This is a genomic window from Streptomyces sp. NBC_01478, assembly GCF_036227225.1.
Taxonomy (GTDB): domain Bacteria; phylum Actinomycetota; class Actinomycetes; order Streptomycetales; family Streptomycetaceae; genus Streptomyces.
Genome location: NZ_CP109444.1, coordinates 5,058,925 through 5,082,943 on the forward strand (window position 1 = coordinate 5,058,925; position 24,019 = coordinate 5,082,943).

At 70.4% G+C, this 24,019-nt stretch carries 21 protein-coding genes; 7 read left to right on the forward strand and 14 right to left on the reverse strand.

Features of this window, described 5'->3' with window-relative positions:
- Positions 1-156 precede the first annotated feature (156 nt).
- A complete protein-coding gene (locus tag OG223_RS22665; protein ID WP_329251539.1) occupies positions 157-1,383 on the forward strand; it encodes a L,D-transpeptidase in 1,227 nt (408 codons plus the stop codon).
- A gap of 158 nt (positions 1,384-1,541) precedes the next feature.
- On the forward strand, positions 1,542-2,288 hold the full coding sequence (locus OG223_RS22670; protein WP_329251542.1) for a DUF6227 family protein: 747 nt from the start codon (positions 1,542-1,544) through the stop codon (positions 2,286-2,288).
- A 12-nt stretch (positions 2,289-2,300) separates the two neighbouring features.
- Here the strand turns inward: OG223_RS22670 and OG223_RS22675 are convergent, their stop codons facing one another.
- The 8 genes from OG223_RS22675 to OG223_RS22710 all read right to left on the reverse strand — a co-directional run bounded on the left by OG223_RS22675 (position 2,301) and on the right by OG223_RS22710 (position 11,214).
- Complete coding sequence (locus tag OG223_RS22675; protein ID WP_329251545.1) at positions 2,301-2,555, reverse strand: hypothetical protein; 255 nt, start codon at positions 2,553-2,555, stop codon at positions 2,301-2,303.
- 104 nt (positions 2,556-2,659) lie between these two features.
- Positions 2,660-4,750: a PTS fructose transporter subunit IIABC gene (locus OG223_RS22680; protein ID WP_329251547.1), complete on the reverse strand. Its 2,091-nt coding sequence runs from the start codon at positions 4,748-4,750 to the stop codon at positions 2,660-2,662.
- Positions 4,751-4,919: 169 nt separating this feature from the next.
- Positions 4,920-5,867, reverse strand: a complete 948-nt coding sequence (pfkB, locus tag OG223_RS22685; protein WP_329251549.1) for a 1-phosphofructokinase — start codon at positions 5,865-5,867, stop codon at positions 4,920-4,922.
- A complete protein-coding gene (locus OG223_RS22690; RefSeq protein WP_329251552.1) occupies positions 5,864-6,625 on the reverse strand; it encodes a DeoR/GlpR family DNA-binding transcription regulator in 762 nt (253 codons plus the stop codon). Before OG223_RS22690 ends, pfkB begins: the two co-directional genes overlap by 4 nt.
- Before the next feature lie 142 nt (positions 6,626-6,767).
- On the reverse strand, positions 6,768-7,253 hold the full coding sequence (locus OG223_RS22695; RefSeq protein WP_329251554.1) for a hypothetical protein: 486 nt from the start codon (positions 7,251-7,253) through the stop codon (positions 6,768-6,770).
- A gap of 75 nt (positions 7,254-7,328) precedes the next feature.
- Entirely contained in the window at positions 7,329-8,276 is a 948-nt protein-coding gene (locus tag OG223_RS22700) for a Crp/Fnr family transcriptional regulator (protein WP_329251557.1), read from the reverse strand.
- 2 nt (positions 8,277-8,278) lie between these two features.
- Complete coding sequence (locus OG223_RS22705) at positions 8,279-8,434, reverse strand: hypothetical protein (protein WP_329251560.1); 156 nt, start codon at positions 8,432-8,434, stop codon at positions 8,279-8,281.
- 1,280 nt (positions 8,435-9,714) lie between these two features.
- Positions 9,715-11,214, reverse strand: a complete 1,500-nt coding sequence (locus tag OG223_RS22710) for an MFS transporter (protein WP_329251562.1) — start codon at positions 11,212-11,214, stop codon at positions 9,715-9,717.
- Positions 11,215-11,324: 110 nt separating this feature from the next.
- Between OG223_RS22710 and OG223_RS22715 the strand changes: the two genes are divergently transcribed.
- Entirely contained in the window at positions 11,325-12,290 is a 966-nt protein-coding gene (locus tag OG223_RS22715) for a helix-turn-helix transcriptional regulator (protein ID WP_329251565.1), read from the forward strand.
- Positions 12,291-12,606: 316 nt separating this feature from the next.
- Here OG223_RS22715 and OG223_RS22720 read toward each other — a convergent pair whose 3' ends face one another.
- Together OG223_RS22720 and OG223_RS22725 are read right to left on the reverse strand one after the other, a co-directional pair.
- Positions 12,607-13,239 carry a TetR/AcrR family transcriptional regulator gene (locus OG223_RS22720; protein WP_329265420.1) on the reverse strand — a complete coding sequence of 211 codons (633 nt, stop codon included), beginning with the start codon at positions 13,237-13,239 and terminating at the stop codon, positions 12,607-12,609.
- Positions 13,240-13,805: 566 nt separating this feature from the next.
- Complete coding sequence (locus OG223_RS22725; RefSeq protein WP_329251568.1) at positions 13,806-14,804, reverse strand: sigma-70 family RNA polymerase sigma factor; 999 nt, start codon at positions 14,802-14,804, stop codon at positions 13,806-13,808.
- 174 nt (positions 14,805-14,978) lie between these two features.
- Here OG223_RS22725 and OG223_RS22730 point away from each other — a divergent pair, with 174 nt between their 5' ends.
- Positions 14,979-15,509, forward strand: a complete 531-nt coding sequence (locus OG223_RS22730; RefSeq protein WP_329251570.1) for a GNAT family N-acetyltransferase — start codon at positions 14,979-14,981, stop codon at positions 15,507-15,509.
- 34 nt (positions 15,510-15,543) lie between these two features.
- On the opposite strand, the gene OG223_RS22735 is transcribed toward OG223_RS22730, so the two are convergent.
- Positions 15,544-16,347 carry a dioxygenase family protein gene (locus OG223_RS22735; RefSeq protein ID WP_329251573.1) on the reverse strand — a complete coding sequence of 268 codons (804 nt, stop codon included), beginning with the start codon at positions 16,345-16,347 and terminating at the stop codon, positions 15,544-15,546.
- 124 nt (positions 16,348-16,471) lie between these two features.
- Here OG223_RS22735 and OG223_RS22740 point away from each other — a divergent pair, with 124 nt between their 5' ends.
- The gene (locus OG223_RS22740) at positions 16,472-16,978 is read left to right on the forward strand and encodes a MarR family winged helix-turn-helix transcriptional regulator (RefSeq protein WP_329251576.1); all 507 of its coding nucleotides are present in this window, start codon (positions 16,472-16,474) and stop codon (positions 16,976-16,978) included.
- Between the two features lie 112 nt (positions 16,979-17,090).
- Here the strand turns inward: OG223_RS22740 and OG223_RS22745 are convergent, their stop codons facing one another.
- Positions 17,091-18,650, reverse strand: coding sequence for an MFS transporter (locus tag OG223_RS22745; protein ID WP_329251578.1), 1,560 nt, complete (start codon positions 18,648-18,650; stop codon positions 17,091-17,093).
- A 130-nt stretch (positions 18,651-18,780) separates the two neighbouring features.
- A complete protein-coding gene (locus OG223_RS22750; RefSeq protein ID WP_329251581.1) occupies positions 18,781-19,425 on the reverse strand; it encodes a TetR/AcrR family transcriptional regulator in 645 nt (214 codons plus the stop codon).
- Between the two features lie 275 nt (positions 19,426-19,700).
- On the opposite strand from OG223_RS22750, the gene OG223_RS22755 reads away from it, so the two are divergent.
- Complete coding sequence (locus OG223_RS22755; RefSeq protein ID WP_329251583.1) at positions 19,701-20,984, forward strand: M6 family metalloprotease domain-containing protein; 1,284 nt, start codon at positions 19,701-19,703, stop codon at positions 20,982-20,984.
- Between the two features lie 112 nt (positions 20,985-21,096).
- Positions 21,097-22,764, forward strand: coding sequence for an IclR family transcriptional regulator domain-containing protein (locus tag OG223_RS22760; RefSeq protein ID WP_329251586.1), 1,668 nt, complete (start codon positions 21,097-21,099; stop codon positions 22,762-22,764).
- A gap of 36 nt (positions 22,765-22,800) precedes the next feature.
- On the opposite strand, the gene OG223_RS22765 is transcribed toward OG223_RS22760, so the two are convergent.
- Positions 22,801-24,015: an aminotransferase-like domain-containing protein gene (locus tag OG223_RS22765; RefSeq protein ID WP_329251590.1), complete on the reverse strand. Its 1,215-nt coding sequence runs from the start codon at positions 24,013-24,015 to the stop codon at positions 22,801-22,803.
- Positions 24,016-24,019 lie beyond the last annotated feature (4 nt).

The following is a 24,019-nucleotide window of genomic DNA, read 5'->3' on the forward strand; positions in this document are numbered from 1 at the left end:
CACCGGATGGCGTTCGTGGGGAACGGCGGGAACCCGGGTGGGGGTTGGGGCGCTCTTTGTCCACGCACCGCAGCGGATCAAGCACCACGCACGACGCGTGACCACTGCGCGCACCGCACACCGCAATCCGCACACCCCACGAACCTGGAGCAGCCCGTGACAACGCCGGACATAGCAGCGCGGCGCGTACTGGGGGCCATCGCCGCCCTGGTGGTCGGCACCCTCACCCTCAGCGCGTGCGGCGGGAACGCCAGCGCGGACGCCGACACCAACAGCAAGGGTGGCGGCGGGACGTCCGTGAAGACGTCGACCGCGAAGATCGTCATCTCGGCGAAGGACGGTTCGACGAACGCGTCCATCAACGCGACCGGCGTGCGGGTCAGCGACGGCAAGCTGACCGACGTGAAGATGACGGTCTCGGGGTCGGGGCAGGCCGTGGACGGGGCGATATCCGCGGACGGCGCGAGCTGGAAGCCGAAGGAGCAGTTGGAGCGCGGGACCAAGTACCAGATATCGGCGACGGCGAAGGACTCGAGCGGCAAGACCGCCGCCGCCAACTCCATCTTCACCACGGTCACTTCGGGCAACAGCTTCATCGGGACGTACACGCCGGACAACGGGACGACGGTCGGTGTGGGGATGCCGGTGTCGTTCACCTTCGACAAGGTGATCAGCGACCAGAAGGCCGTGCAGTCGCACATCACGGTCACGTCCAGCAGCGGGCAGCAGGTCGTGGGGCACTGGTTCGGGGCGCAGCGGCTCGACTTCCGGCCGCAGGACTACTGGAAGGCCGGTTCCAAGGTCACGATGAAGATCGACCTGGACGGCGTGCAGGGCGCGAACGGCGTCTACGGCGTGCAGAAGAAGACCGTGAGCTTCACCATCGGCCGTTCGCAGGTGTCCACGGTCGACGTGAACACGCAGACCATGACGGTCGTGCGGGACGGCCAGACCCTCAAGTCGCTGCCGATCTCCTCGGGCAGCCCGGAACACACCACGTACAACGGGCAGATGGTGATCTCCGAGAAGTTCACGCAGACGCGGATGAACAGCCAGACGGTCGGTCTTGGCGGCGAGTACGACATCCCGGACGTGCCGCACGCGATGCGGCTGACCACGTCGGGGACGTTCATCCACGGCAACTACTGGTACAACAAGGCGAATCCGCCCTTCGGCCAGACCGGCACCAGTCATGGTTGTGTCGGGCTCGCGGACGTACAGGGCGCGCAGGGTGCGACGAACGCCAAGTGGTTCTACGACAACTCCCTCGTCGGGGACGTCGTGATCGTGAAGAACTCCCCCGACAAGACGGTCGCCCCGGACAACGGGCTCAACGGCTGGAACCTGGGGTGGAGCGAGTGGACCGCCGGAAGTGCCGCCTGACCGGCGGGTTTTGACGGAACTTCGGGCCGCGCGGGAACATCTCGCGCGGCCCGCGCGTTTTCCGGGCATACGTTTTCTCGGTTCCCGGAACATGATGTCCGACCGAGGGGCTACGGTATGCACCCACAAGGTGACATGCAGCAACGCCGGGAGAAGCCTTGAGCGTTCCGTACGACACGGCAGCGTACGAACAACCCGAGTCGCCCGAGTCTCCGCAAGAGCACCTCGAGCGACTCCTCGGCCGTGCCCTGAACTCCTTCGAGCTGCCGGACGAGACGATAGGGCGTCTCGACTGCGCGCTGGCGCACGACAGTTCGCTGCACTCCGCGCACCACAGCGCGGGCCTGCACCGGGAGACGTACCGGCACACGTGGCTGCTCGCCGACGGTTCGGCGCTCACCCTGTGGGAGCTCGTCCACAACACCGTGCTGGGGCGTGAGACGCAGCACGAGGTGTATGTCGACGAGGAGGAGCTGCGCACCGCGACCGCGCGTCTGCCGCTGCCGCCGGACACCCCGGAGTTCGAGCTGCCGGTGCTGGTGCAGTTGTCGCCGATCCCGGAGCCCCGGCACACCTACGAGTCGGACGACTCCGCGGACCACGCGCGCAGGTTATTGCGCCGGGCGGAGAACGCGGACCGGCCGGACGCGGAGACGGCGGCGCTGCTGGAGACGGCGTTCGCGCACCAGATCACGCAGGCCTTCGGCCGCCCGTTCCGGGCTGGCCGGGCCGCGGTGTGCTTCTCGCTCTACGAGCACGCGTTCCTGCTGTGCGACGGCGCGGAGGTCTCCCTGTGGGAGGTCGAGCACACGGCGACCCCCGACGGTCGTCACATGTGCGAGGTGTACGCCAGCGAGGACGCGGCCCGGGACGCGATGGAGCGGCGGGCGGCGCGGGTCTTCTGACCGGCGAAGGGCTCAACGCCCGTCGCTGAGCTGTCGTACCAGACCCGCGAAGGCGTCCCGCTCCGCCGGGGTCAGTTCGACGGACTCCAGGTGGGGGGCGGTGTCGCGCTGGTTCGGGAGGCCGTGGAGCGGGTGGGCCGCGTGCCAGACGGTGGGCGCGACGAGGGAGCGGCGCAGGATGCGGGTCAGGCCGAGCACCCAGGCGACGGTCGCCAGGGCGAGAACGGCCACACCGGTCAACTGGAGGATCGAGACGTGCTCAGGCATGCGTCCCAGTAGACACCACGGTCCGGGACCGTGGTCCCGGACCGTGACGTATCTCGCAGTTGCCGTGAACACCTCACGGCGGCCCAAAAGCGGCCAGAAACAGGCTAGGCGGCGACCGGCTGCTTCGTGTCCGCCGTAGGGGCGGATATGCCCTCCGGCGCTCCGGGGGCCGTGCTGCCGGCGGCCGGCTTGCGCATGCCCTTCAGTACGACGACCAGGGCGGCGGTGACGCACATGCCGACCGCGATGGCGATCAGGTAGAAGAACGCGTGCCCGATCAGCGGGACCACGAAGATGCCGCCGTGCGGGGCGCGCAGGGTCGCGCCGAACGCCATCGACAGGGAACCGGTGATCGCGCCGCCCACCATCGAGGACGGGATGACGCGCAGCGGGTCGGCCGCCGCGAACGGGATCGCGCCCTCGGAGATGAAGGAGGCGCCGAGCACCCAGGCGGCCTTGCCGTTCTCGCGCTCGGTCTCGGTGAAGAGCTTGCCGCGCACGGTCGTGGCCAGGGCCATCGCCAGCGGCGGGACCATGCCGGCCGCCATCACCGCGGCCATGATCTTCATCGCGGAGTCACTGGGGTTGGAGACCGCGATGCCCGCCGTGGCGAAGGTGTACGCGACCTTGTTGACCGGGCCGCCGAGGTCGAAGCACATCATCAGGCCGAGCAGGGCGCCCAGCAGGACGGCGTTCGAGCCGCTGAGGCCGTTCAGCCAGTCGGTCATGCCCTTCTGCGCCGAGGCAATCGGTTTCCCGATGACCACGAACATCAGGAACCCGACGATCGCCGTGGAGATCAGTGGGATCACCACCACCGGCATGATCCCGCGCACCGCCGCCGGGATCTTCACCTTCTGGATCGCCAGCACCACACCACCGGCGATCAGACCGGCGGCGAGACCGCCGAGGAAGCCCGCGTTGATGGTGGAGGCGATCATGCCGCCGACGAACCCGGGCACCAGACCGGGCCGGTCCGCCATGCCGTAGGCGATGTAGCCGGCCAGGACCGGGACCAGGAAGCCGAAGGCCACGGCGCCGATCTGGAACATCAGCGCGGCCCAACTGTCGGTCTGCGTCCACACGAAGTGCTGCATGACCGACGGAGCGGACTTGATCTCGTAGCCGCCGATCGCGAAGCCGAGGGCGATCAGCAGACCGCCCGCCGCGACGAACGGGACCATGTAACTCACGCCGGACATCAGCCACTTGCGGAGCATGGAGCCGTAGCCCTCGCCCGCCTCGCCGCCGCGCTCGACCGGCGTCGGCGCGGTTCCGCCGCTGACCTCGCCGCGCTCCGCCTTGCCGCGGACCTCGGTGATCAGTTCGGCGGGACGGTTGATGCCCGCTTTCACACCGACGTCGACGGTCGGCTTGCCGGCGAAGCGGTCCTTCTCCCGTACGGGTACGTCGTGGGCGAAGATCACGGCGTCGGCCGCCGCGATCACCGCCGGGTCGAGCCGGCTGAAACCGGCCGAGCCCTGCGGCTCCACGACGAGTTCGACGCCCGCCGCGCGACCGGCGTTCTCCAGTGCCTCGGCCGCCATGTAGGTGTGCGCGATACCGGTCGGGCAGGAGGTGACGGCGACGATACGGAACGGCTGCGCGGCCGCGCCCGAGTCGGCGCCGGCGCCCTTGTCCGCCGTAGAGGCGGCTGCCGGGGAACCGGCTGTCGGGGAGCTGCCCGCCGCGGCGCCGGTGGAGGCCGCCACCGGCGTCGCGGCGGAGTTTTCGGGGGTGCTCGGGGCGGGGGTCTCGTCCCCGCGGATCAGGGCCGCCGCGCTCTCCGCGTCGCCCACCGCGCGCAGGGCGGAGGTGAACTCGGCGTTCATGAGCTGCCGGGCCAGTGCGGAGAGGATCGTCAGGTGGGCGTCGTCGGCGCCGGCGGGCGCGGCGATCAGGAAGATCAGGTCGGCGGGGCCGTCGGGGGCGCCGAAGTCGACGCCCTCGGCGCTGCGCCCGAAGGCGAGCGACGGTTCGGTGACGTACTCGCTGCGGCAGTGCGGGATGCCGATGCCGCCGTCCAGGCCGGTCGGCATCTGCGCCTCGCGGGCGGCAACGTCGGCGAGGAAGCCGTCGAGGTCGGTGACCCGGCCCTGGGCGACCATGCGCTCGGCGAGGGCACGGGCCGCCGCCTCTTTGGTATCGGCGGACAGGTCGAGGTCGACCAGGTCCGCGGTGATCATCTCGCTCATCGCGGGCTCCTTCGCACGCGTATCGCCCGGGGACTGCCGTGGGCGGGGGTGGGGACGGGGGTGAAGCGGTGGGTCGCGGAGGGGGAGGAGGGGGTGGAAGCGGCGGCTAAGGGGAAGTGCCGCCGCCCTGTGGGCGGTTCGAGGGGTGCCTTGGATGCCGTGGAAACGTTCATGCGACCGGCTCCGTCAGTACGCGGTCCACCGGGACGTCCGCCGTGACCGTCACCGCGGACGGGTCGAGGTCCGCCGGGGTGGGCATCACGCTGCCGGGGAGCTGGACGGCCGCCGCGCCGTGGGCGACCGCCGAGGCCAGGGCCTCCGGGCCGTGGCCGCCGGCGATCAGGAAGCCGGCCAGCGAGGAGTCCCCCGCACCGACATTGCTGCGTACGACGTCGACGCGCGCGCTGCCGTACCAGGCGCCCGAGGCGTCCACCAGCAGTTGCCCGTCGGCGCCGAGGCTCGCGAGGACCGCGCCCGCGCCCAACTCCCGTAGTTCCTCGGCCGCCTTGACCGCGTCGCCGACGGTGGCCAGCGGGCGGGAGACGGCCTCCGCCAGCTCCTCGGCGTTGGGCTTGACGACGTCCGGGCGTTCGCGCAGGGCCTCGATGAGCGCGGGGCCGGAGGTGTCCAGGGCGATACGGACACCGGCCGCGTGCGCACGGGCGACCAACTCGGCGTACCAGGACGGCGCGAGGCCGCGCGGGAGACTGCCGCAACAGGCGATCCAGTCGGCGTCACGGGACTGACCGCGGACCGTCTCCAGGAGCAACTCCTGTTCGGCGGCGGTCAGTTCGGGGCCGGGGGCGTTGATCTTCGTGAGGACGCCGTCCGCCTCGGCGAGGGCGATGTTCGAGCGGGTGGCCCCTGCGACCGGGACCGGCGCGACCTCGATGCCCTGCGCGTCGAGCAGGTCCGCGACCAGCGCGCCCGGGGCGCCGCCGAGCGGCAGCACGGCGACCGTACGGCGGCCTGCGGCGGCGACCGCGCGGGAGACGTTGACGCCCTTGCCTCCCGGGTCCATGCGCTCGCCGGTGGCCCGTATGACCTCTCCGCGGTCCAGCGAGGGGACCTCGTAGGTGCGGTCCAGGGACGGGTTCGGGGTGACCGTGAGGATCATGCGCGCACTACTTCCATGCCGCCGCGCTCCATGGCGGTGGCGTCTTCTGGGCTCAGCCCGCTGTCGGAGATCAGGAGGTCCACGTCGCTCAGGGCGCCGAAGCGGGCGAAGTGCTCCTGGCCGTGCTTCGCGGAGTCGGCGAGCAGCACCACCCGGCGGGCGGCGGCCATCGCCGCGCGCTTCACCGCGGCCTCGGCGAGGTCGGGCGTGGTCAGCCCGTGCCCGGCGGAGAAGCCGTTGGCCGCGACGAACACGACGTCCGCGCGGATCTCGCCGTACGCCCGCAGCGCCCACGCGTCGACGGCGGCGCGCGTACGGTGCCGCACGCGCCCCCCGACGAGGTGGAGCTGCATGCCCGGGTGGTCCGCGAGACGGGCCGCGATGGGCAGGGAGTGGGTGACGACGGTGAGCTCGGCCTCCAGCGGGATGATGCCCGCGAGGCGGGCCACCGTCGTACCGGCGTCGAGGATCACCGTGCCCTGGATGGGCAGTTCGGCGAGGGCCGCCTTGGCGATCCGGTCCTTCTCGTCGGCCGCCGTCGACTCGCGCTCGGCGAGGTCCGGCTCGAAGTCGAGCCGCCCCGCGGGTATGGCACCGCCGTGCACCCGGCGGACGAGTCCCGCGCGGTCGAGGGCCTTCAGATCCCGGCGGATCGTCTCCGCCGTGACCTGGAACTCCTCGGCCAGCGAGATCACGTCCACCCGGCCGCCGTCACGGGCCAGCCGGAGGATCTCCTGCTGCCGCTCCGGTGCGTACATGTCCGTTCGCCTCCGACCTGTGCCCGAACTTGTGGTTTCGCTCGGAGGCTACGCCCAGATTTCCGGAAAGTAAACAGGTTCGGGCATCAGGTGGACATGAACGGGCAGAGGGGGGCGCAATCGGCTCTGGCGGTGGGTGAGTTCAGCTACGGCGCAGGTCCTTGATCTTCTTCTCGGCGGCGAGGATGGCGCGGACCAGTTCACCTCGGGCGGTCTCCTGCCGCATGGCCTGGACGAGCTGGGCGCGGTGCTCCTGGACACCGATGTGCACCGCCTCCGGGTCGGGCTCCGGCAGGGCGGTGGCGACGTAGTCCTTCACACACTCGACGACCTTCCTCAGCTCGGTCCGGACGGCCTCGGTGGTGTCGGCTATTCCCTCGATCATGTTGCCGGTCTGGGAGATCTCGGCGAAGTCGTCGGCGACGCAGGGCTTCCGGGTGAGACGGCACTGCGCCTTGTAGAGGTCGGCGAGCCACTCGGTGGGCTTGTCGTATTCGGAGTTCGTCTCGTCCTTGCGGCGGATCCTCCGCGTCCAGGCGAAGACACGTCTCTGGTGCCGGTACGTCAACGCGGCGATGCAGCCCCCGAGGGCGGAGGCAATGGGCACCAGGAGGGTGCTGGTCATCATGCAGTGATCCGTTCGGGGAGAGAACACGAGCGGGGAGGGGAGAGGAGGGGAGCCGTGTGCCGGGGCGTGGCGGGGTCAGGCCCCGGCGGCGAGGTGGCGCAGCGCGTCGACGTCGTGGACGAGGAACTTGCGGTAGCGGGCCTCGACGATCCCGTGGTAGCGCAGGGTCCGCAGCGCGTTCTCCGTGGTGGAGACGGCGAGTTGGAGGGCGGCCGCGATGTCCTTCTGGCCCGGGCCGGTGATGGTGGTGGAGCCCGTCCGGGGGTCGGGGACGCCCGCGGTGTCGGCGAGATGCGCCAGCAGCCGGCTGGTGCGCTCCAGGGGCGGCCGGGTGGTCAGGGTGTAGACGAGTTCGTCGCTGCGGTTGCGGTCCTCGAGGCTGCGCAGAAGCGCCACCTTGACCTTGGGCCTGCTGCTCAGCAGGACGTTGAAACGGCGCGCACGACAGGGGATGACCACGGTCCTGGCCAGGCACCTGGTGCGGACCGCCGAGTCGAGGGTGATGAGCTTGGCCTCGCCGACCAGTTGGCCGCCGCCCCGGAACCGCGTGACGGTGGGGGCGTTCTCCCGGTCGCCCAGCGGGAAGCGGTCCTGTCGTACGACGCCGTCCCAGATCATGTACACGTTCCGGTCGTCCTGCCCCAGCGGCAGGTACTCGTCCGGGCCGAAGCTGCGGCCGCGCAGGTCGTCCGCCAGCAGGAAGCGCCAGTCCTCGGCCGACAGCCGCTGCAGGAAGCTTCCCTCTGGCTTCTTCTCGTGGTCCTGGAGAAGATCGGTCGGACGGGTGGGGTCGGTGGACCGGCTGGAGTCGGTGGACCGGCTGGAGTCAGAGAGCCGGTTGGAGTCAGAGGATCGGCTGATGTCGGAGGACCGACCGGAGTCGGAGGACCGACCAGTGCCCGCCGGCCGGTCGAAGTCGGTCGGCACCTTGATGTCGGCCGAACGGTCGATGTCGGCCGAACGGTCGCTGTCCATGGGCCAGTTGAAGTCGGCCGGCCAGTTGGTGTCGGGGGTCGAGGGCACGCTCACTCCCCCGCACCGGCGGCCGCGGCGGCGCGCGCACCGGCGTACGCGCCCTGGTGCGCGCGGTGGTGACGGTGTGTCACGGGCTGGGGGCCGCGGGTGGTGCGGGGGCCGCGGCTCAACGGCGGGAATACGCCGTCGTCGTTGACGGTACGCATCGATTCCGATCCTCGTAGTGGTTACGCGTGGGAGCCCCGCTGGTCAGCGGGGTTCCGGGTGGTGGGTCCGGAGCATTCCGGGAGGTGCTGCACCGCCAAGCTGGTTAGGCCCGACGGGTGGAAACTGTGGCGCGAGACATGACGGTACCCCTCGCCAGGAGTGAGAAGCCAGTCGTGTTTTCGAGGGCGCGCGCGAAGAATGTGGATCTTGCCGACAACCCCTGCCCGTGGGGCTTTATTACAGAAGATCGCGGGTAGTTTGAAGGGGAAAGCAATTACCCTTTACCCCATTGACTATCGCGACCGCCCCGGCTGTCCGGGCCCTTTCCAGGGGGGCGGGGGACTCTTCCCGGGTGACCGGGATATGACGCCCGCACAAACCGACGGTAAAAACAGGAGGCCCCGGGGGAACCACCCCCGAGACCTCCCGGAATGGTCCGGACCCACCAAGGATCAGACCGGTGCCCAGTAAACACCACGGATGCCGTTTGGGTCACTCCCCGCCTGACAACATCAAGCCCGCAGCGGTGGATGGCCGGACAGAACCCCTACGGCCGGGGTTTGTCACCGACCGCACACCTCCCCGCACACGCCGTCGGAACACCCGGACCGGCCGCGCTTTTTGCCCCCTTTGCCCCCGCACGAACAAGACATCCATGCCGTCCACGGGGACATGACAGCGTTATCAAATGATTGCCAACGATCAAGAGTAAACAGATTCGGCCAACACGAACCTGCTCCGCCGACACTCCCGGCAAAAAGAAGCACGTCCGGCAAAACATGTGGAGCGGGCCGCTCCGACCCGCTCGATTAACCGGACCGCACCACTGGAATTTATTTTCGCGAGGCAATCCGGGCCGACCGGAAATACGGCGGTCCGGGGCGGGAAGCGGAAGCCTCGACCTAAATCAACGGTTCGCCGCCGCACATCGTAAAGGTCGACGAATGGATAAGGGCACAGCCCCCGGGCCACCCCCGGCGGCGTGCCGGCGCCCTCGTCACCCGCACCCGGCCCGCCCGTCACATCGTCAACTCACGCACTGTCAGTTTTCTTGCGGCTCAGGCGAGTTGGGCCCACGAGACACCCGAAGTCGGCGTGTTCCACACAGAACCGATCATTCAGGGACGTAGTGCGGTGTTCGCCCCGGAGTGCGCCGTCGGACCGCCCGGCGTACGCCTCCTTGTGAGCACCGGCGTACGCCATCGTCCGGGCGTTCACGTCGAGCGCCCCGCCCCTACTGGCTGAGGGGCGGGGCGCTGTCGTACGTCAGCGGAGGGCGTCAACTCCCGTTGGAGGCAGTCTCCTTGGCCGCCGCCCGTCCCGGCAGCGCGAACATCAGCAGGAAGATCGCGCCCATCACCGCGGCCACCCAACCCAGCGCGTTCTGGAAGGCGTTGACGAAAGCCGGGCCCACCTCGGCCGGGGTCAGCCGGTCGCCGATCGAACCGAAGAAGACCACCGACACCAGCCCGAGCCCCAGCGCATTGCCCATCTGCTGAACGGTGTTGATGAGTCCGGACGCCGAACCCGCGTGCTCGCGCGGCACCTCGGAGAGGATCGTGTCGGTCAGCGGGGCGAAGATCAGGCCCATGCCGACGCCCATCACGACGAGCGGCAGCGCCATCTGCCAGGAGGCGATGGCCAGTTGGTACCGGTCGGCCTCCCAGAGGTAGAGCAGCACGCCCACCACCATCACCAGCGCGCCGGTCTGGAGCACATTGCGTCCGCCGAGGCGCGGCACCAGTTTCTGCACGGACAGGCCGGCCGCCACCGACACGGCGATCGAGAACGGTACGCCGGTCAGCCCCGCCCGCAGCGGGCTCCAGCCGAGACCGATCTGCATGTACAGCGTCCAGACCAGGAAGAAGATGCCGAGGCCGATGCCGAACACGGTCTGCACGGCGATACCGGCCGCGAAGCTCTTCACCTCGAACAGGGACAGTTCGACGAGCGGGGAGCCGTCCCGTGCCGCCTTCTTCTTCTCGTAGGCCACAAGTGCGGAGAAGACGCCGATCGACCCGGACATCGACACGAACCCCCAGGCTGGCCAGCCCAGTTGGTCGCCGCGGGTGAGCGGGTAGAGCAGCATCAGCAGGCCGAGGGTGACCAGGGCGACGCCGACGAGGTCCAGCTTCAGGGCGCGCGGGGCCTTGGACTCGATGATGAAGCGGCTGCCGAGGACCAGGCCCGCGATGCCGACCGGCAGGTTGATCAGGAAGATCGGGCGCCATGCGAGACCGAAGAGGTTCCACTCGGTGAGCAGGGCGCCGAGCAGCGGACCGGAGACGGCCCCGAGCCCGACGATCGCGCCGAACAGTCCGAACACCTTGCCCCGTTCGTGCGCCGGGAAGGTCGCGTGCACGATCGACAGCACCTGCGGCACCATCATCGCGGCCATCCCGCCCTGGAGGATGCGTGAGGCGACCAGCATCTCCGGGTTGGCGGCGAAGCCGCACAGCGCGGAGGCGAGCGTGAAGCCGCCGATCCCGAGGAGGAACAGCCGCTTGCGGCCGTAGATGTCGCCGAGCCGCCCGCCGGTGATCAGCCCGGCGGCGAAGGCGAGCGCGTAACCGGCCGTTATCCACTGGATCTGGCTGAAGGAGGCGCCCGCGTCCCGCTGGATGGAGGGGATCGCGACATTGACGATCGTCACGTCGACGAGGTCCATGAAGGCCGCGGTCATCACGATCGCGAGGGCGAACCAGCGCCGCCGGTCTCCCGTACGTACCGGGTCCGCCAGGACTGCCGGGCTGTCCACAAGGGTTTCGGTGGAGGTCATGACTTGAAGGTATGACCCCATTAGGTCAGATCGTGTCCTAGTTCTACGGCATCCTCGAACCCATGAGGACGACCCCATGACAACGACCACATGACGACGACGGAGAGCTCATGACGACGGACACCCCGGCCCGGCTCCTCCAGCTCCTCTCCCTCCTCCAGACGCCCCGCGAGTGGCCCGGCGGCGAGCTGGCCGACCGGCTCGGGGTCTCCCGGCGCACGGTCCGGCGGGACATCGACCGGCTGCGCGAACTCGGCTACCCCGTGCAGGCGACCCTCGGCTCCGACGGCGGCTACCGGCTCGTCGCGGGCAAGGCGATGCCGCCGCTGGTGCTGGACGACGAGGAGGCGGTGGCGATCGCGGTGGGGCTGCGCGCGGGCGCCGGGCACGCGCTCGAGGGCGTGGACGAGGCCTCCGTACGGGCACTGGCGAAGCTGGAACAGGTACTGCCTTCGCGGCTGCGGCACCGGGTCGCCACACTCCAGGCCGCCACGACCCCGCTGACCAGTGGCGACGGCGCGAGCATCGCTCCCGAGACCCTCACCGTGATGGCCTCGACGGTGGCCGGCCGGGAGCGGCTGCGCTTCGACTACCGCGCGAAGGACGGCACGGAGTCGCGCCGCGCGACGGAGCCGTACCGACTCGTCTCGACCGGGCGGCGCTGGTACCTCGTCGCCTACGACCTCGATCGCGCGGACTGGCGGACGTTCCGGGTCGACCGGGTGAGCCGGCCGTTCGCCACCGGGGCGCGCTTCACCCCGCGCGAGCTGCCGACGGGGAGCGCGGCGGAGTACCTGCGGCAGTCGATGTACCGCCGTCAGGAGACCTACGAGTACGTCGTGACCTTCGCCGCCCCCGCCGACGTCGTCGCCGCGCGCATCCCGGCCTGGCTCGGCGCCCCGGAGCCACTCGACGAGCAAAGCTGCCGACTGCGCGCCACGACCGGCGACGCGGTCCACTGGCTGGCCGTACGGCTGGCGATGCTGGAGTGGGACTTCACGGTGCACGAGCCGGCGGAACTGGTGCGGTGCGTACGGGAGTTGGGGGAACGACTCAGCCGGGCGGGAGGTGCGTGAGCGGGCCTCGGGCCGGGTGCGGCGCCTGTCCGACCTCCCCTTGGGGGACGGCTCAAGCAGAGCGGGCGGCGCCTGAGCCTGAGCGCGCCTCAAGCCGGGCCCGGCCCTTGTCCGACCTCCCCTGGAGGGAACGGCTCAGCGGAGCGGTACGGGAACCGGCCTCACGCCCAAGCCCGGCACCCGTCCTACGTCCCCCTGAGGGGAAGGCCCAAGCCGCGCGGGGCGGTGCGCGAACCGGCCTCACGCCAAGCCGCGCACCCACCCGACCTCCCCCCGAGGGAAGGCCCAAGCCACGCGAGCGGTACCCGAGCGCGCCTCAAGCCGGGCCCGGCTCCATTCCGATCTCCCCCCACGGCAGGTGCCGCAAGACCCGTAGGTTCCGGAGGGCCAGTTCCGCGGGGCCGGTCTGGGCGGTCGGTCCGGTCGGCTCGTCTGTGAATGCCCAGCCCTCGACAGCGGTGCGTACGGCGGCACTTGCGACGGCGGCGGCGAAGCGTAGTTCCGGGGAGGTCACGGACGGGAGCCGGGCGGTGTTGAGGTCGTCGGCCTTGGCCATGCGTTCCGCCAGTACCTCGCCCAGGGCGCGTTCTCCCGTCTGGCAGACCTCCGCCCACACCTTGCGCAGGCCGGAGCTGGACTCCGCCATGCGGATCAGGGGGCGGACCCAGGTCCAGGAGTTGACGGAGACGCCCACTCCGGGGGTCAGCGTGTGGAGCGCCCCGTGTTCCAGGGCCTCCGGCACCGACAGTCCGGGCGGGGCCACCCGGACCGCCTCCGCCCAGCGCTCGGCGCCGGCCGCGTAGAGCGGGGCGACGGCCTCTTCCTTGGTGGCGAAGTAGCGGTAGAAGGTGCGGGGAGCGATGCCCGCGCTCACGGCGATGTCCTCGGCGCGGGTGGCCCGCAGCCCCTGTCTCACGAAGAGTCCGGCCGCCGCCCGGGCGATCTCCATCCGGGTCTCGGCCTTGCGCCGCTCGGTCAGCGAGAGCGGTGCGGAGGGGGAGGCACGGCGGGAATCGGATGCTGGGGTGGGGCTGCCCACTTCGGCAGGCTATGCCCCTGTGGCACAATCTGCCATTCGGCGGGCCACCCCGGGGTTCAGGTACGGGGTGCCCCGCCGTCCCAACGGCAACCCCTGCTTACTTCCTGGGTACTCCCTGCGCAATCCTCGCATACTCCGGGGGTACCAGCCGCCTCACCCCGCCCCGCGCATGAGAAGAACCGGGCCTCGGCGCCTGGGGGGACAGACGCCGAAGCCCGGTTCGGGAGAGTCCCGGCGCTGGGGGGGGGAATTGCGTCGGGACTTGGCTCAGGGGGCTCGGGGCAACGCCTCGGAGCCCAACTCCCGGGCCCTGAGGTCTCGTTACCGTCTTGTGCCCCGGGTCCAGCAGCTTGAAGCGGCATTACACAGCCATGTTCACGCGGTCTCCCGGCACCCGGCGTACGCGGCCGAGCGCGCACCTGACCGGTACGCGCCCCGCGTCCACCGGGCCGGGGAGGCCGAAGGCCGTCGAAGGATTACGCCGCCGCGTCGAACCCGGTCTGGCTGGCCAGCTTCTTCAGTTCCAGGAGGGCGTGCTTCTCGATCTGGCGGATGCGCTCGCGGGTGAGGCCGTGCTCCTTGCCGACCTCGGTGAGCGTGCGCTCCCGGCCGTCCTCCATGCCGTACCGCATCTTGATGATGGAGGCCGTGCGCTGGTCGAGGCGGCCGATCAGGTCGTCCAGTTCCTCGCTGCGCAGCAGGGTCATCACGGACTGCTCGGGCGAGACCGCGGAGGTGTCCTCCAGGAGGTCACCGAACTGCGTGTCGCCGTCGTCGTCCACCGACATGTTCAGCGAGACCGGGTCACGCGCCCAGTCCAGGACGTTCGTCACGCGCTCCGGGGTCGTGTCCAACTCGGCCGCGATCTCCGCGTGTTCGGGCTCCCGCCCGTTCTTCCGGTTGAACTCGCGCTGCACTCGGCGGATCCGGCCCAGCTCCTCCACCAGGTGGACGGGGAGCCGGATGGTCCGGGACTGGTCGGCGATGGAGCGGGTGATGGCCTGGCGGATCCACCAGGTCGCGTATGTCGAGAACTTGAAGCCCTTGCGGTAGTCGAACTTCTCCACCGCGCGGACCAGGCCCGCGTTGCCCTCCTGGATCAGGTCGAGCAGGGGCAGGCCGCTACGGGGGTAACGGCGGGCCACGGCCACGACCAGGCGGAGGTTGGACCGGATGAAGACGTCCTTGGCACGCTCCCCTTCGGCGACCAGGGCCTCCAGCTCGGCGCGGGAGGCGTCCGCCTGGGACTTCTCCTCGCCGTCGAGGACCTGGCGCGCGAACACGCCCGCTTCGATGGTCTGTGAAAGCTCGACTTCCTTGGCGGCGTCGAGCAGCGGTGTGCGCGCGATTTCGTCGAGATACATGCCGACCAGGTCGCGGTCGGCGATCTCGCCGCCATGGGCGCGAACACTGCGCGCCACGCCGGAGGTCTCGCCGGAGGCGGACTTACGACGGGCTACGGCACGGGTTGCCATGCGTGCTCCCTTGCGATGGTGGGTCGGTCAGCAGGTGTTCGTCGGATGCTTCGGCACTCTTCTCGTGTGCCCTGCATCTGATGGAAACAACGACTGGAATCCGGACAGAATTCCCAACCCGATCCCCTATTTTTCTGATCTTGCAGTACCCTGTCCGGCCACAAGGAGGCAACGATGCTGTCGGAACGTACAGAGGTGCAGGTCAGGCCGGGAGTCGAGAGCGACCTCGACGCCCTCACCGACATCTACAACCACTACGTACGCGAGACCACGATCACCTTCGACACCGCCGCCTTCACGCCGGAGGAGCGCCGCCCTTGGCTGCTCTCCCACCCTGAAGACGGGCCATACCGCCTGAAGGTTGCCGTCGACGGGACCTTCCAAGGAAACTCACAGCGAATCCTCGGCTACGCCACATCCAGCCCTTACCGGGCGAAGCCCGCCTACTCGACCTCGGTCGAGGTCACGGTCTACCTCGCCCCGGACAGGGGCGGGCGCGGTATCGGAACGCTGCTCTACAAGGCCCTGTTCGCCGACCTGGCGACCGAGGACGTCCACCGGGCGTACGCGGGCATCGCACAGCCCAACGAAGCGTCCACGCGGCTGCATGAACGCTTCGGTTTCCGGTACATCGGCGTCCACCGGGAGGTGGGCCGCAAGTTCGGCCGCTATTGGGATGTCGCCTGGTACGAGAAGGAGCTGTAGCCCTTCCCGAAGGGAAGGGCCCTTCGACGCGGGCTCAGCCGAACTGCACCGACCGCTTCGCCATCCCCATCCAGAACCCGTCGATCACCGAGGGGTTGAGGGCCTCCGGGGCGTCCAGCTCACCGGTGGCCTCCGCCGCGCCCATGGTGACGAACAGCGGGGCGAAGTGCTCGGTGCGCGGATGGGCGTAGCGCCCGGCCGGCGCCTTGTGCAGGAAGTCCAGGAGGCCGTCCCAGTCGCGGGACTCCAGTGCTCGCCTGCCCCAGTCGTCGAACTCGGAGGACCAGGTGGGCACTCCCCCGCCCGTGTGGCGCAGGGCGGCGAGGTTGTGGGTGAAGAAGCCGGAGCCGACGATCAGGACGCCCTCGTCGCGCAGGGGCGCCAGCTTGCGGCCGATGTCCATCAGCCTGGCCGGGTCGAGCGTCGGCATGGACACCTGGAGGACCGGGATGTCGGCGGCCGGGAACATCTCGACGAGCGGGACGTACGCCCCGTGGTCGAGGCCGCGGTCGGGGACGTCCTGCACGGGGATGCCCGGGGCGCGCAGCAACTTCCTTACGGACGCGGCGAGTTCGGGTGCGCCCGGGGCGTCGTAGCGGACCTGGTAGTAGTGCTCGGGGAAGCCCCAGAAGTCGTAGACCAGGGGGACCGGGTCGGTGGCGCCGAGGGCGAGGGGGGCCTCCTCCCAGTGGGCCGAGACCATGAGGATCGCCTTGGGGCGGGGGAGGTCGGCGGACCAGGCGGCGAGTTCGCCGGGCCAGATCGGGTCGTCCGCGAGGGGCGGCGCGCCGTGGCTGAGGTACAGGGCGGGCATGCGCTCCGGTGCGGCGGTGGACATGACGGTCACTCCCCATGGTCGGACTCGGCACTCGAACCGAATGCTTGAACTCTCAAACTTCCTGAGCGAGAGCTTACGCCCCATTTGTTTAACCTTCAAGGAGAGCTCTCGTAGAGTGGAGAGCATGAACACGGCACCCGCATCCGCAGAACCCCGCTGGCTCACCGCCGAGGAGCAGCGTGTCTGGCGCTTCTACATGCACGCCAGCACCCTCCTGGAGGACCACCTGGACCGCCAGCTCCAGCGGGACGCGGGCATGCCGCACATCTACTACGGCCTTCTCGTGCAGCTCGCCGAGACGCCGGACCGCCGGCTGCGGATGACCGAGCTGGCCATGAACGCGAAGATCACCCGTTCCCGGCTCTCGCACGCGATCGCGCGGCTGGAGAAGAACGGGTGGGTGCGCCGGGAGGACTGTCCCTCCGACAAGCGCGGCCAGTTCGCGGTGCTGACCGACGAGGGCCACGGGGTGCTCAGCCGTACCGCGCCGGGCCATGTGACCGCCGTACGGCAGGCGTTGTTCGAGCGGCTCACCCCGGAACAGCAGAAGTCCCTCGGCGAGATCATGGAGATCGTCGCCGAGGGACTTCAGCCGAACGAAGCGGGTGCGGATCTGCCCTGGCTCCGCTGAGCCGCTCAACTCAGCGGAGAACCAGGGCAGTTCCTGGGAGTCGTACGTACGGGGCGTCCCCTTCCCCGTACGTACGGATGGTGCGAAGGGGGTACGACCGGGCCGGGCGTCGTCAGTGGGCGACGACCGGGATCTTGAACTCGTCCTCGACGTCGTCACCGGAGGCGACCGGGTCGGAACCCTGCTTGCCCGCGTTGACGAGGACCGAGACGATGACCGCGGCCGCCACCAGCATGCCGACGGCGAACCAGATGGCGTTGGTGTAGCCGTGCACCTGGCCCTGCAACTGGACGAGCTGCTGCTGGGTCTTGGAGGTACCCGCGCCGGCGATGTGGTCCTTGATGTACGCGGTCGTCGCGGAGGCGGCGATCGTGTTCAGCAGGGCCGTACCGATGGCGCCGCCCACCTGCTGCGAGGTGTTGACCATCGCGGAGGCGACACCCGCGTCCCGGGGCTCGACGCCCAGGGTGGCCAGGGACATGGCCGGCATGAACGCCGTACCCATGCCGAGGCCGAGCAGCAGCATCGCGGGCAGGATGATCGAGGCGTACGACGAGCCGATCTCCAGCTGCGTCATCAGGAGCATGCCGACCGCGGCGACCAGGAAGCCGGGGCCCATGAGCAGGCGGGCCGGCAGGCGGGTCATCAGGCGGGTGCCGATCTGGGTCGAGCCGACCATCATGCCGACGATCATCGGCATGAAGGCGAAGCCGGTCTTGATCGGCGAGAAGCCCTTGACGACCTGGAGGTAGTAGGTGAGGAAGAGGAACGTGCCGAACATCGCGATGATGGCGATGCCGAGCGAGAGGTAGATACCGCCGCGGTTGCGGTCGGTGATCACGCGCAGCGGCAGCAGCGGGGCCTTGACCTTCGCCTCGACGATCACGAACGAGACCAGCAGGACCGCGGACGCGATGAACAGGCCGATGGTGGAGGAGTCGCCCCAGCCGTTGGACTCGGCGCGGGTGAAGCCGTAGACGAGCGAGACCAGGCCGAGGGTCGACAGGAGCACGCCGGGGATGTCGAGCGGGTTGCGGTTGCGGCCGCCCTCCGGCTCGCGGATGACGAAGTACGCGCCGAGCGCGGCGACGATCGCGAACGGGATGTTCACGAAGAACGTCCAGCGCCAGTCCAGGTACTCGGTCAGCACACCGCCGAGGATGAAGCCGACGGCGCCGCCGCCACCGGCGATCGCGCCGTAGATGCCGAACGCCTTGGCGCGCTCCTTGGCGTCCGTGAACATCACGGCGAGCAGGGAGAGCGCGGCGGGCGCGAGCAGTGCGCCGAAGGCGCCCTGGAGGGCACGGGCGCCGAACATCATGGCGCCGGTGGTGGCCACGCCGCCGAGGGCGGACGCGGCGGCGAAGCCGGTCAGACCGACGACGAAGGCGCGCTTGCGGCCCCACAGGTCGGCTATGCGGCCGCCGAAGAGGAGGAGTCCGCCGAAGGCGAGGGCGTAGGCCGTGACGACCCACTGCCGGTTGCCGTCGGAGATGCCCAGGTCGGTCTGGGCGGACGGGAGGGCGATGTTCACGATGGTCGCGTCGAGCACGACCATCAACTGGGCGAGCGCGATGAACGCGAGCGCTTTCCAGCGGTTGGAATGGGCTTCGTGCTCGGCCTCGGAGGCCTTGTCGAGAGCGCCGGGGGCGCTTCGAGCCGTTTCAGACATGGTGGTACCCACTTCGGGACTTCGTGACGGAAAAATACGGAAGAAGGACGTGATCAGGGGACGGCTCGTCTACGACGACGAGAGCCGGTGGCTTGGTGGTGAGACGTGCGTGACGCTCTGAACTAATCGGTCAGGGCTGCCGGAGATCCTCCATCGTCGCGGCCGTGCCGGGCAGGACCGAGCGGGCCGGGGCCCGCAGTCCGTCCAGGAACAACTGCAGGTGTCGGTGTACGAAGCGGTCGGCGCTGAGGCATCCGGTACCGGCCGGGGGCCGGCTGAGCTGGGCCACGGCGACCATCACGTCACCGACACCCACGTCGGACCGGAGCTGTCCGCTCAGCACCGCGCGGTCCATGACCTCTCCGATGAGCTGCTCGACCCGCTCGCGCGCCGCTTCCAGGTCCGGGTGGAACTTGTCGAACGTGCTGGAGATCATCGGGCAGAGCGCGCTGATCCGCTCGTCGGCGGACACGTGCACGAAGCGCTCCAGAGCGGCGAAGGCGTCGCCGGTCTCGGTGAGCGCCTGCTCGGCGGCCTCCGACGTACGGTCCATGACCGAGACCACGACCTCGCGGACGAGGGCGTCACGGTCGGGGAAGTTGCGGTACAGCGTGGCGTTGCCGACGCCGGCCCGGCGGGCGATCTCGTCGAGCGGCACATCGGGACCGAACTCGACGAACATCTCGCGGGCGGCGGTGACGATCCGCTCCCGGTTGCGCAAAGCGTCGGCGCGCGGCCGGGTCACCTTTCGCTGTACGGGGGTCGCGGTCGTCACGGCGTGCTCCTTGGGTTACTGGGGCGATCCGGGGAGACAGTCCCCGTTTCGCTCGGACACATGACCAAACGGGGAAACGGTCCCCGGTTATTTCCCACTCAGCGGGACATTTGATGTGACCTGGGTCACATCCCGTTTGGACCCTTCTCCGGCCCCCGTCTTCCGGAACCACACGGTCGGTCTCCTCCAGCGCGCGCCCTCGCACCACACGACACAGGGTGATCGAAAGGGTGCAGCCGGAGACCGGCGGCTGCCGTGGCGCGAAGGGTCCATGCATGCAGCCCAGCCGTCGGATACGCCCGCGCCGCGTGGCCGCCCTCGCGTCCGTGACCGTCCTGACCCTCGCGGTCAGCACCTCGGCCGGTACCGGACACCTCACCCCGGGCGCCATGACGGCGGCGGGCCCGGTCGCGCTCGCCCGCACCTCCGCACTCGGCGCCTGCATGATCAACGGCCCGCTGGACGTCCAGATGTCCGAGGGCATCCCCACCCCCGGCGGCTACTCCCGCTCCACCGGCACGGTCCACGCCCTGACCCTGATGGTCGACTTCTCCGACGCCCCCGGCCAGGGCAGCGCCATGGACCGCTACCACGAGTTCTTCCCCAAGACCCAGGAATGGTTCGCCACCAGCTCCTACGGCCGCCTCGACTACCGCCCCGCGACCCCGGTCACCCACTGGCTCCGCATGCCCAGGTCCTTCAGGTCCTACGGCATAGAGCGCGGCGCGCCCTTCGACCCCGGCTACCGGCAGCTCGTCCAGGACATCGTGACCGCGGCCGACCCGAGCGTGGACTTCCGGTCGTACGACCTCCTGAACGTCCTGGTCACCCCGAACGCGGGCCCCTCCGCGCTGGACACGGTCCTGTCGGTGACGTTCGCCGGCAACACGGAGGCCCCGGTGGCCGACGGCGTCCCGGTCTCCAACGCCTCCTTCGTCTACTCCCGCCAGGACGACGGCTCCGGCTCCTACTCCCGGACCGGCTACCGCGTCCTCCCCCACGAGAACGGCCACGTCTTCGGCCTGCCCGACCTCTACACCCAGGAGGGCGGGGGCGCGGTCGGCCACTGGGACATCATGAGCGAGGACTGGGGCGCCGACAACGACCTCCTCGGCTGGCACAAGTGGAAGCTCGGCTGGCTGGACCCGGCCCAGGTGAACTGCGCGATGACCCGGGGCACGACGGAGTACACGCTGACCCCACTGGAGCGGCCGGGCCCCGACGGCACCCGGCTCGTCTTCGTCCCCCTCTCCCGACGGACGGGCTACGCCCTGGAGCTGCGCACCCCCGCGGGCAACGACGAGGCGGTGTGCCGCCCGGGCGTCCTCATCTACAAGGTGGAGGCGGACGTGGACACCGGGATGGGTCCGGTCAAGGTGTACGACGCCCACCGGAACAGCGGGGGCTGCACCCGAAGCCCCAATGTCCACGCCGAGCTGTCGGACGCGCCGTTCACCGCGGGCGAGACCTTCCGCGACCCGGTGCGGGGGGTTCAGGTCGCGGTCGTGGGGGCGGACGCGGCGGGGAACTACCGGGTGACGGTGACGCGGACGCGGTAGACCTGACGCGCGCGGGCCCGTCGTGGAACGGCCGTAGCACCGGCTGTGGGCGATGAGCGCGTCGGCCGCGGGCTTACCGTAGGGCTGCCGAGACCGCCGTACCGGAGAATCGATGCCCGCCGACACCACGCTGGACGACCGTGCCGCCACCGTGCCCGCCGAGGCGGTCGCGCCGTTGATCCGCGGGGTCGCGGTGGTGCGTCAACTGACCGACGCGGGCGGGGTGTTGAGCCTCAGTGGGCTGGAGCGGGCCACCGGTCTCGCGCGTTCCACGGTCGACCGGATCACCGGGACGCTCGCGCGCATGGGCTACGTCCGTCTCGACGGGCGGGACGCGGTTCTCACGCCTCGGATCATGGAACTGGGAAACGCCTATCTGGCCGCCCTGCGCCTGCCCTCCGTCCTGGACGCCCGCGCGGACGCGCTGGCCGACGAGCTGGACGAGTCGGTGTCGCTCGCGGTGGCCGACCGGGACGGCATCCGCTTCATCCACCAGGCGACCCGCCGCCGCGCGATGTCCCTCAGCTTCCGCATCGGCGACCTGCTGCCGGCCGAACGCACCGCGCCGGGACCGCTGTTCGCGACGGAGTGGACGGAACGGGACTGGGCGTACTGGCGGGAGCGGCGGGCGGCGGACCCGGAGGACCGGGGGTTCCCTGCCGTACCCCCGCATTCGTCGTCCCCGGGGCCCGACTTCGAGCGGGCGGCCGTCCGGGCACGCCAGGACGACTGGGCGCTGGACGACCAGTTGATCGAACCGGGGCTGGTCGCGGTGTCCGTGCCCGTGCGGGACCCGGGTACCGGCGGCATCGCGTGTGTGGCGAGCGTGGTGAGCCACACGAGCCGGCACACGGCGGCGGAGCTGCGCGGCACGCTGCTGCCACGGCTGCGCGGGGCGGTCGGAGCGATGGAGGACGATCTGCGCGCGCTGCCCCGGGCCGAGTCCGTCGCCGTCCCGTCCGGGCTCGCGACCTGGACGGGGGCCTCGAAGCAGGAACTGGGCCGGGAGTTCGTCGAGTCCCTGGCCCGCGGCCTGACGGTCCTGACCGCGTTCGGCGAGGGCCGCGCCGAGCTGACCCTGACGGAGGTCGCCCAGGCGACGGGCCTGCCGCGGGCGACCGCCCGCAGGGCCCTGATCACGTACGAACACCTGGGCCTGGTCGCCGCGTCGGGCGACCGCCGCTTCACCCTGACACCCCGGGTCCTGTCCCTCGGCTTCCCGCCCCTGTCCCGCACGACCCTCCCCGACCTGGCGCTCCCCCACCTCACCGCCCTCACGGCCCGCATCCACGAGTCGGCGTCCCTGGCGATCCTGGTGGGCGACGACATCCAGTACACGGCCCGGGTCGCCACGAGCCGGGTGATGAGCGTGAACATCGCGGTCGGCACGCGTTTCCCGGCGTACGCGACGGCACTGGGCCGCGTGCTGCTGGCCGACGCGGAGCCGGCGCGGGTGCAGCGGGCACTCCGCGACCCGCGCCCCCTGACCCCGCACACGCTCACGGACCCGGTGGCACTGGCGGCCGCCCTGGAGACGGTCCGTGCGCAGGGCTACGCCCTGGTCGACGAGGAGCTGGAGGCGGGCCTCCGCTCGATCGCGGTACCGGTCCGCGACCGCACGGGCCGGGTGGTGGCCGCGCTGAACACGGCGACCCATGTGGCCCGCCGGTCGGTCGAGGAGTACGTCCGGGACATCCTCCCGGAACTGACCAGAACGGCGAGTGCCGTCGAGGCGGACGTGCGGGTGGCGGGGCGCTTCACCCGGGTACCGGCGTCCTGAGCCGGTGCGCGCGGTGCGCCCGGTGCACCCTGTGGCTCAACTCCCTTCCGTGGGGCGGTGGTTCGAGCGGAACACGGCGGCGAGTCGTTCCATCCCCCTGCCGATCTCCTTCGGCTCGTGAGCGGCGAAGGACAGCCGCAGGGTCGCCGGGTCGGCCGGCCCGGCGAAGAACGGGGCACCCGGGACGTACGCGACACCGTGATCGACGGCGCCGCGCAGCAGAGCGGCCGTGTCATGGCCGTCGGGCAGCCGCACCCAGAGGAACATGCCGCCTTCGGGGCGGCTCCAGGTGCTGCCCGGCGGCAGGACGTGCGGAAGGGCGGCGAGCATGGTCGCGCAGCGTTCCCCGTAGGCGGCCCGGACCGGCACCAGTCGCGCGTCCAGGTCGTGTTCCCCCAAGTACCGCGCGGCGGCGGCCTGGTCGACGGTCGAGGAGTGCAGATCGAGCGCCTGCTTGGCCAGCACGCCGGCGCGGCACAGGTCCGCAGGAGCACGGAGCCATCCCAGTCGCATGCCCGGGGCGAGGACTTTGGACAGACTCCCCAGCAGTACGGTCCGGTCCGCCGCCTCCTCGTGGGCCGCGATCCGTGGCAGCGTCTCGCCGCGGAACCGCAGTTCGCCGTAGGGATCGTCCTCGGCGATCCAGAACCCGTGCTCCGCGGCGAGACGCGCCACGGCCTGGCGGCGCTCCGCGGGAAGGGTGTGCCCGGTGGGGTTCTGGAAGGTGGGAACCAGATAGAGCAGCTTGGGGCGTTCCCTCGTGACGATGTCCGTCAGGGCCTCGATCACGATCCCCTGGTCGTCCGTCGGTGCGGCGACGACGCGCGCGCCGGCGCGAGCGAAGCACTGAAGGGCTGCCAGATAGGTGGGGTTCTCGACCACCACCACATCACCCGGATCGAGAAGCGTGCTCGTCAGCAGGGCCAGAGCCTGTTGCGCTCCGGTGGTGATCACCAGGTTCTCCGGACGGCTGGGCAGGCCCTGCCGCGCCAGGCGGGTAGCGATCGCTTCCCGCAGGTCCGGGTCGCCCTCCGTGGTCGAGTACTGCAGGACCCGGTGCGGGGATTCCCTCAGCACCCGGTCGTAGGCCGCCCGGATGCCGTCGACGTCGAGGAGGTCCGAGGCCGGGAGTCCGCCGGCGAAGGAGATCACCTCGGGCCGGGCGGTCAGCGCGAGCGCCTCGCGGATGACCGATCCGCTCGCGGCGACCGCCCGGGCCGCCAGGCCGGGGGCCGGAACACGTGTGCCCATGGGT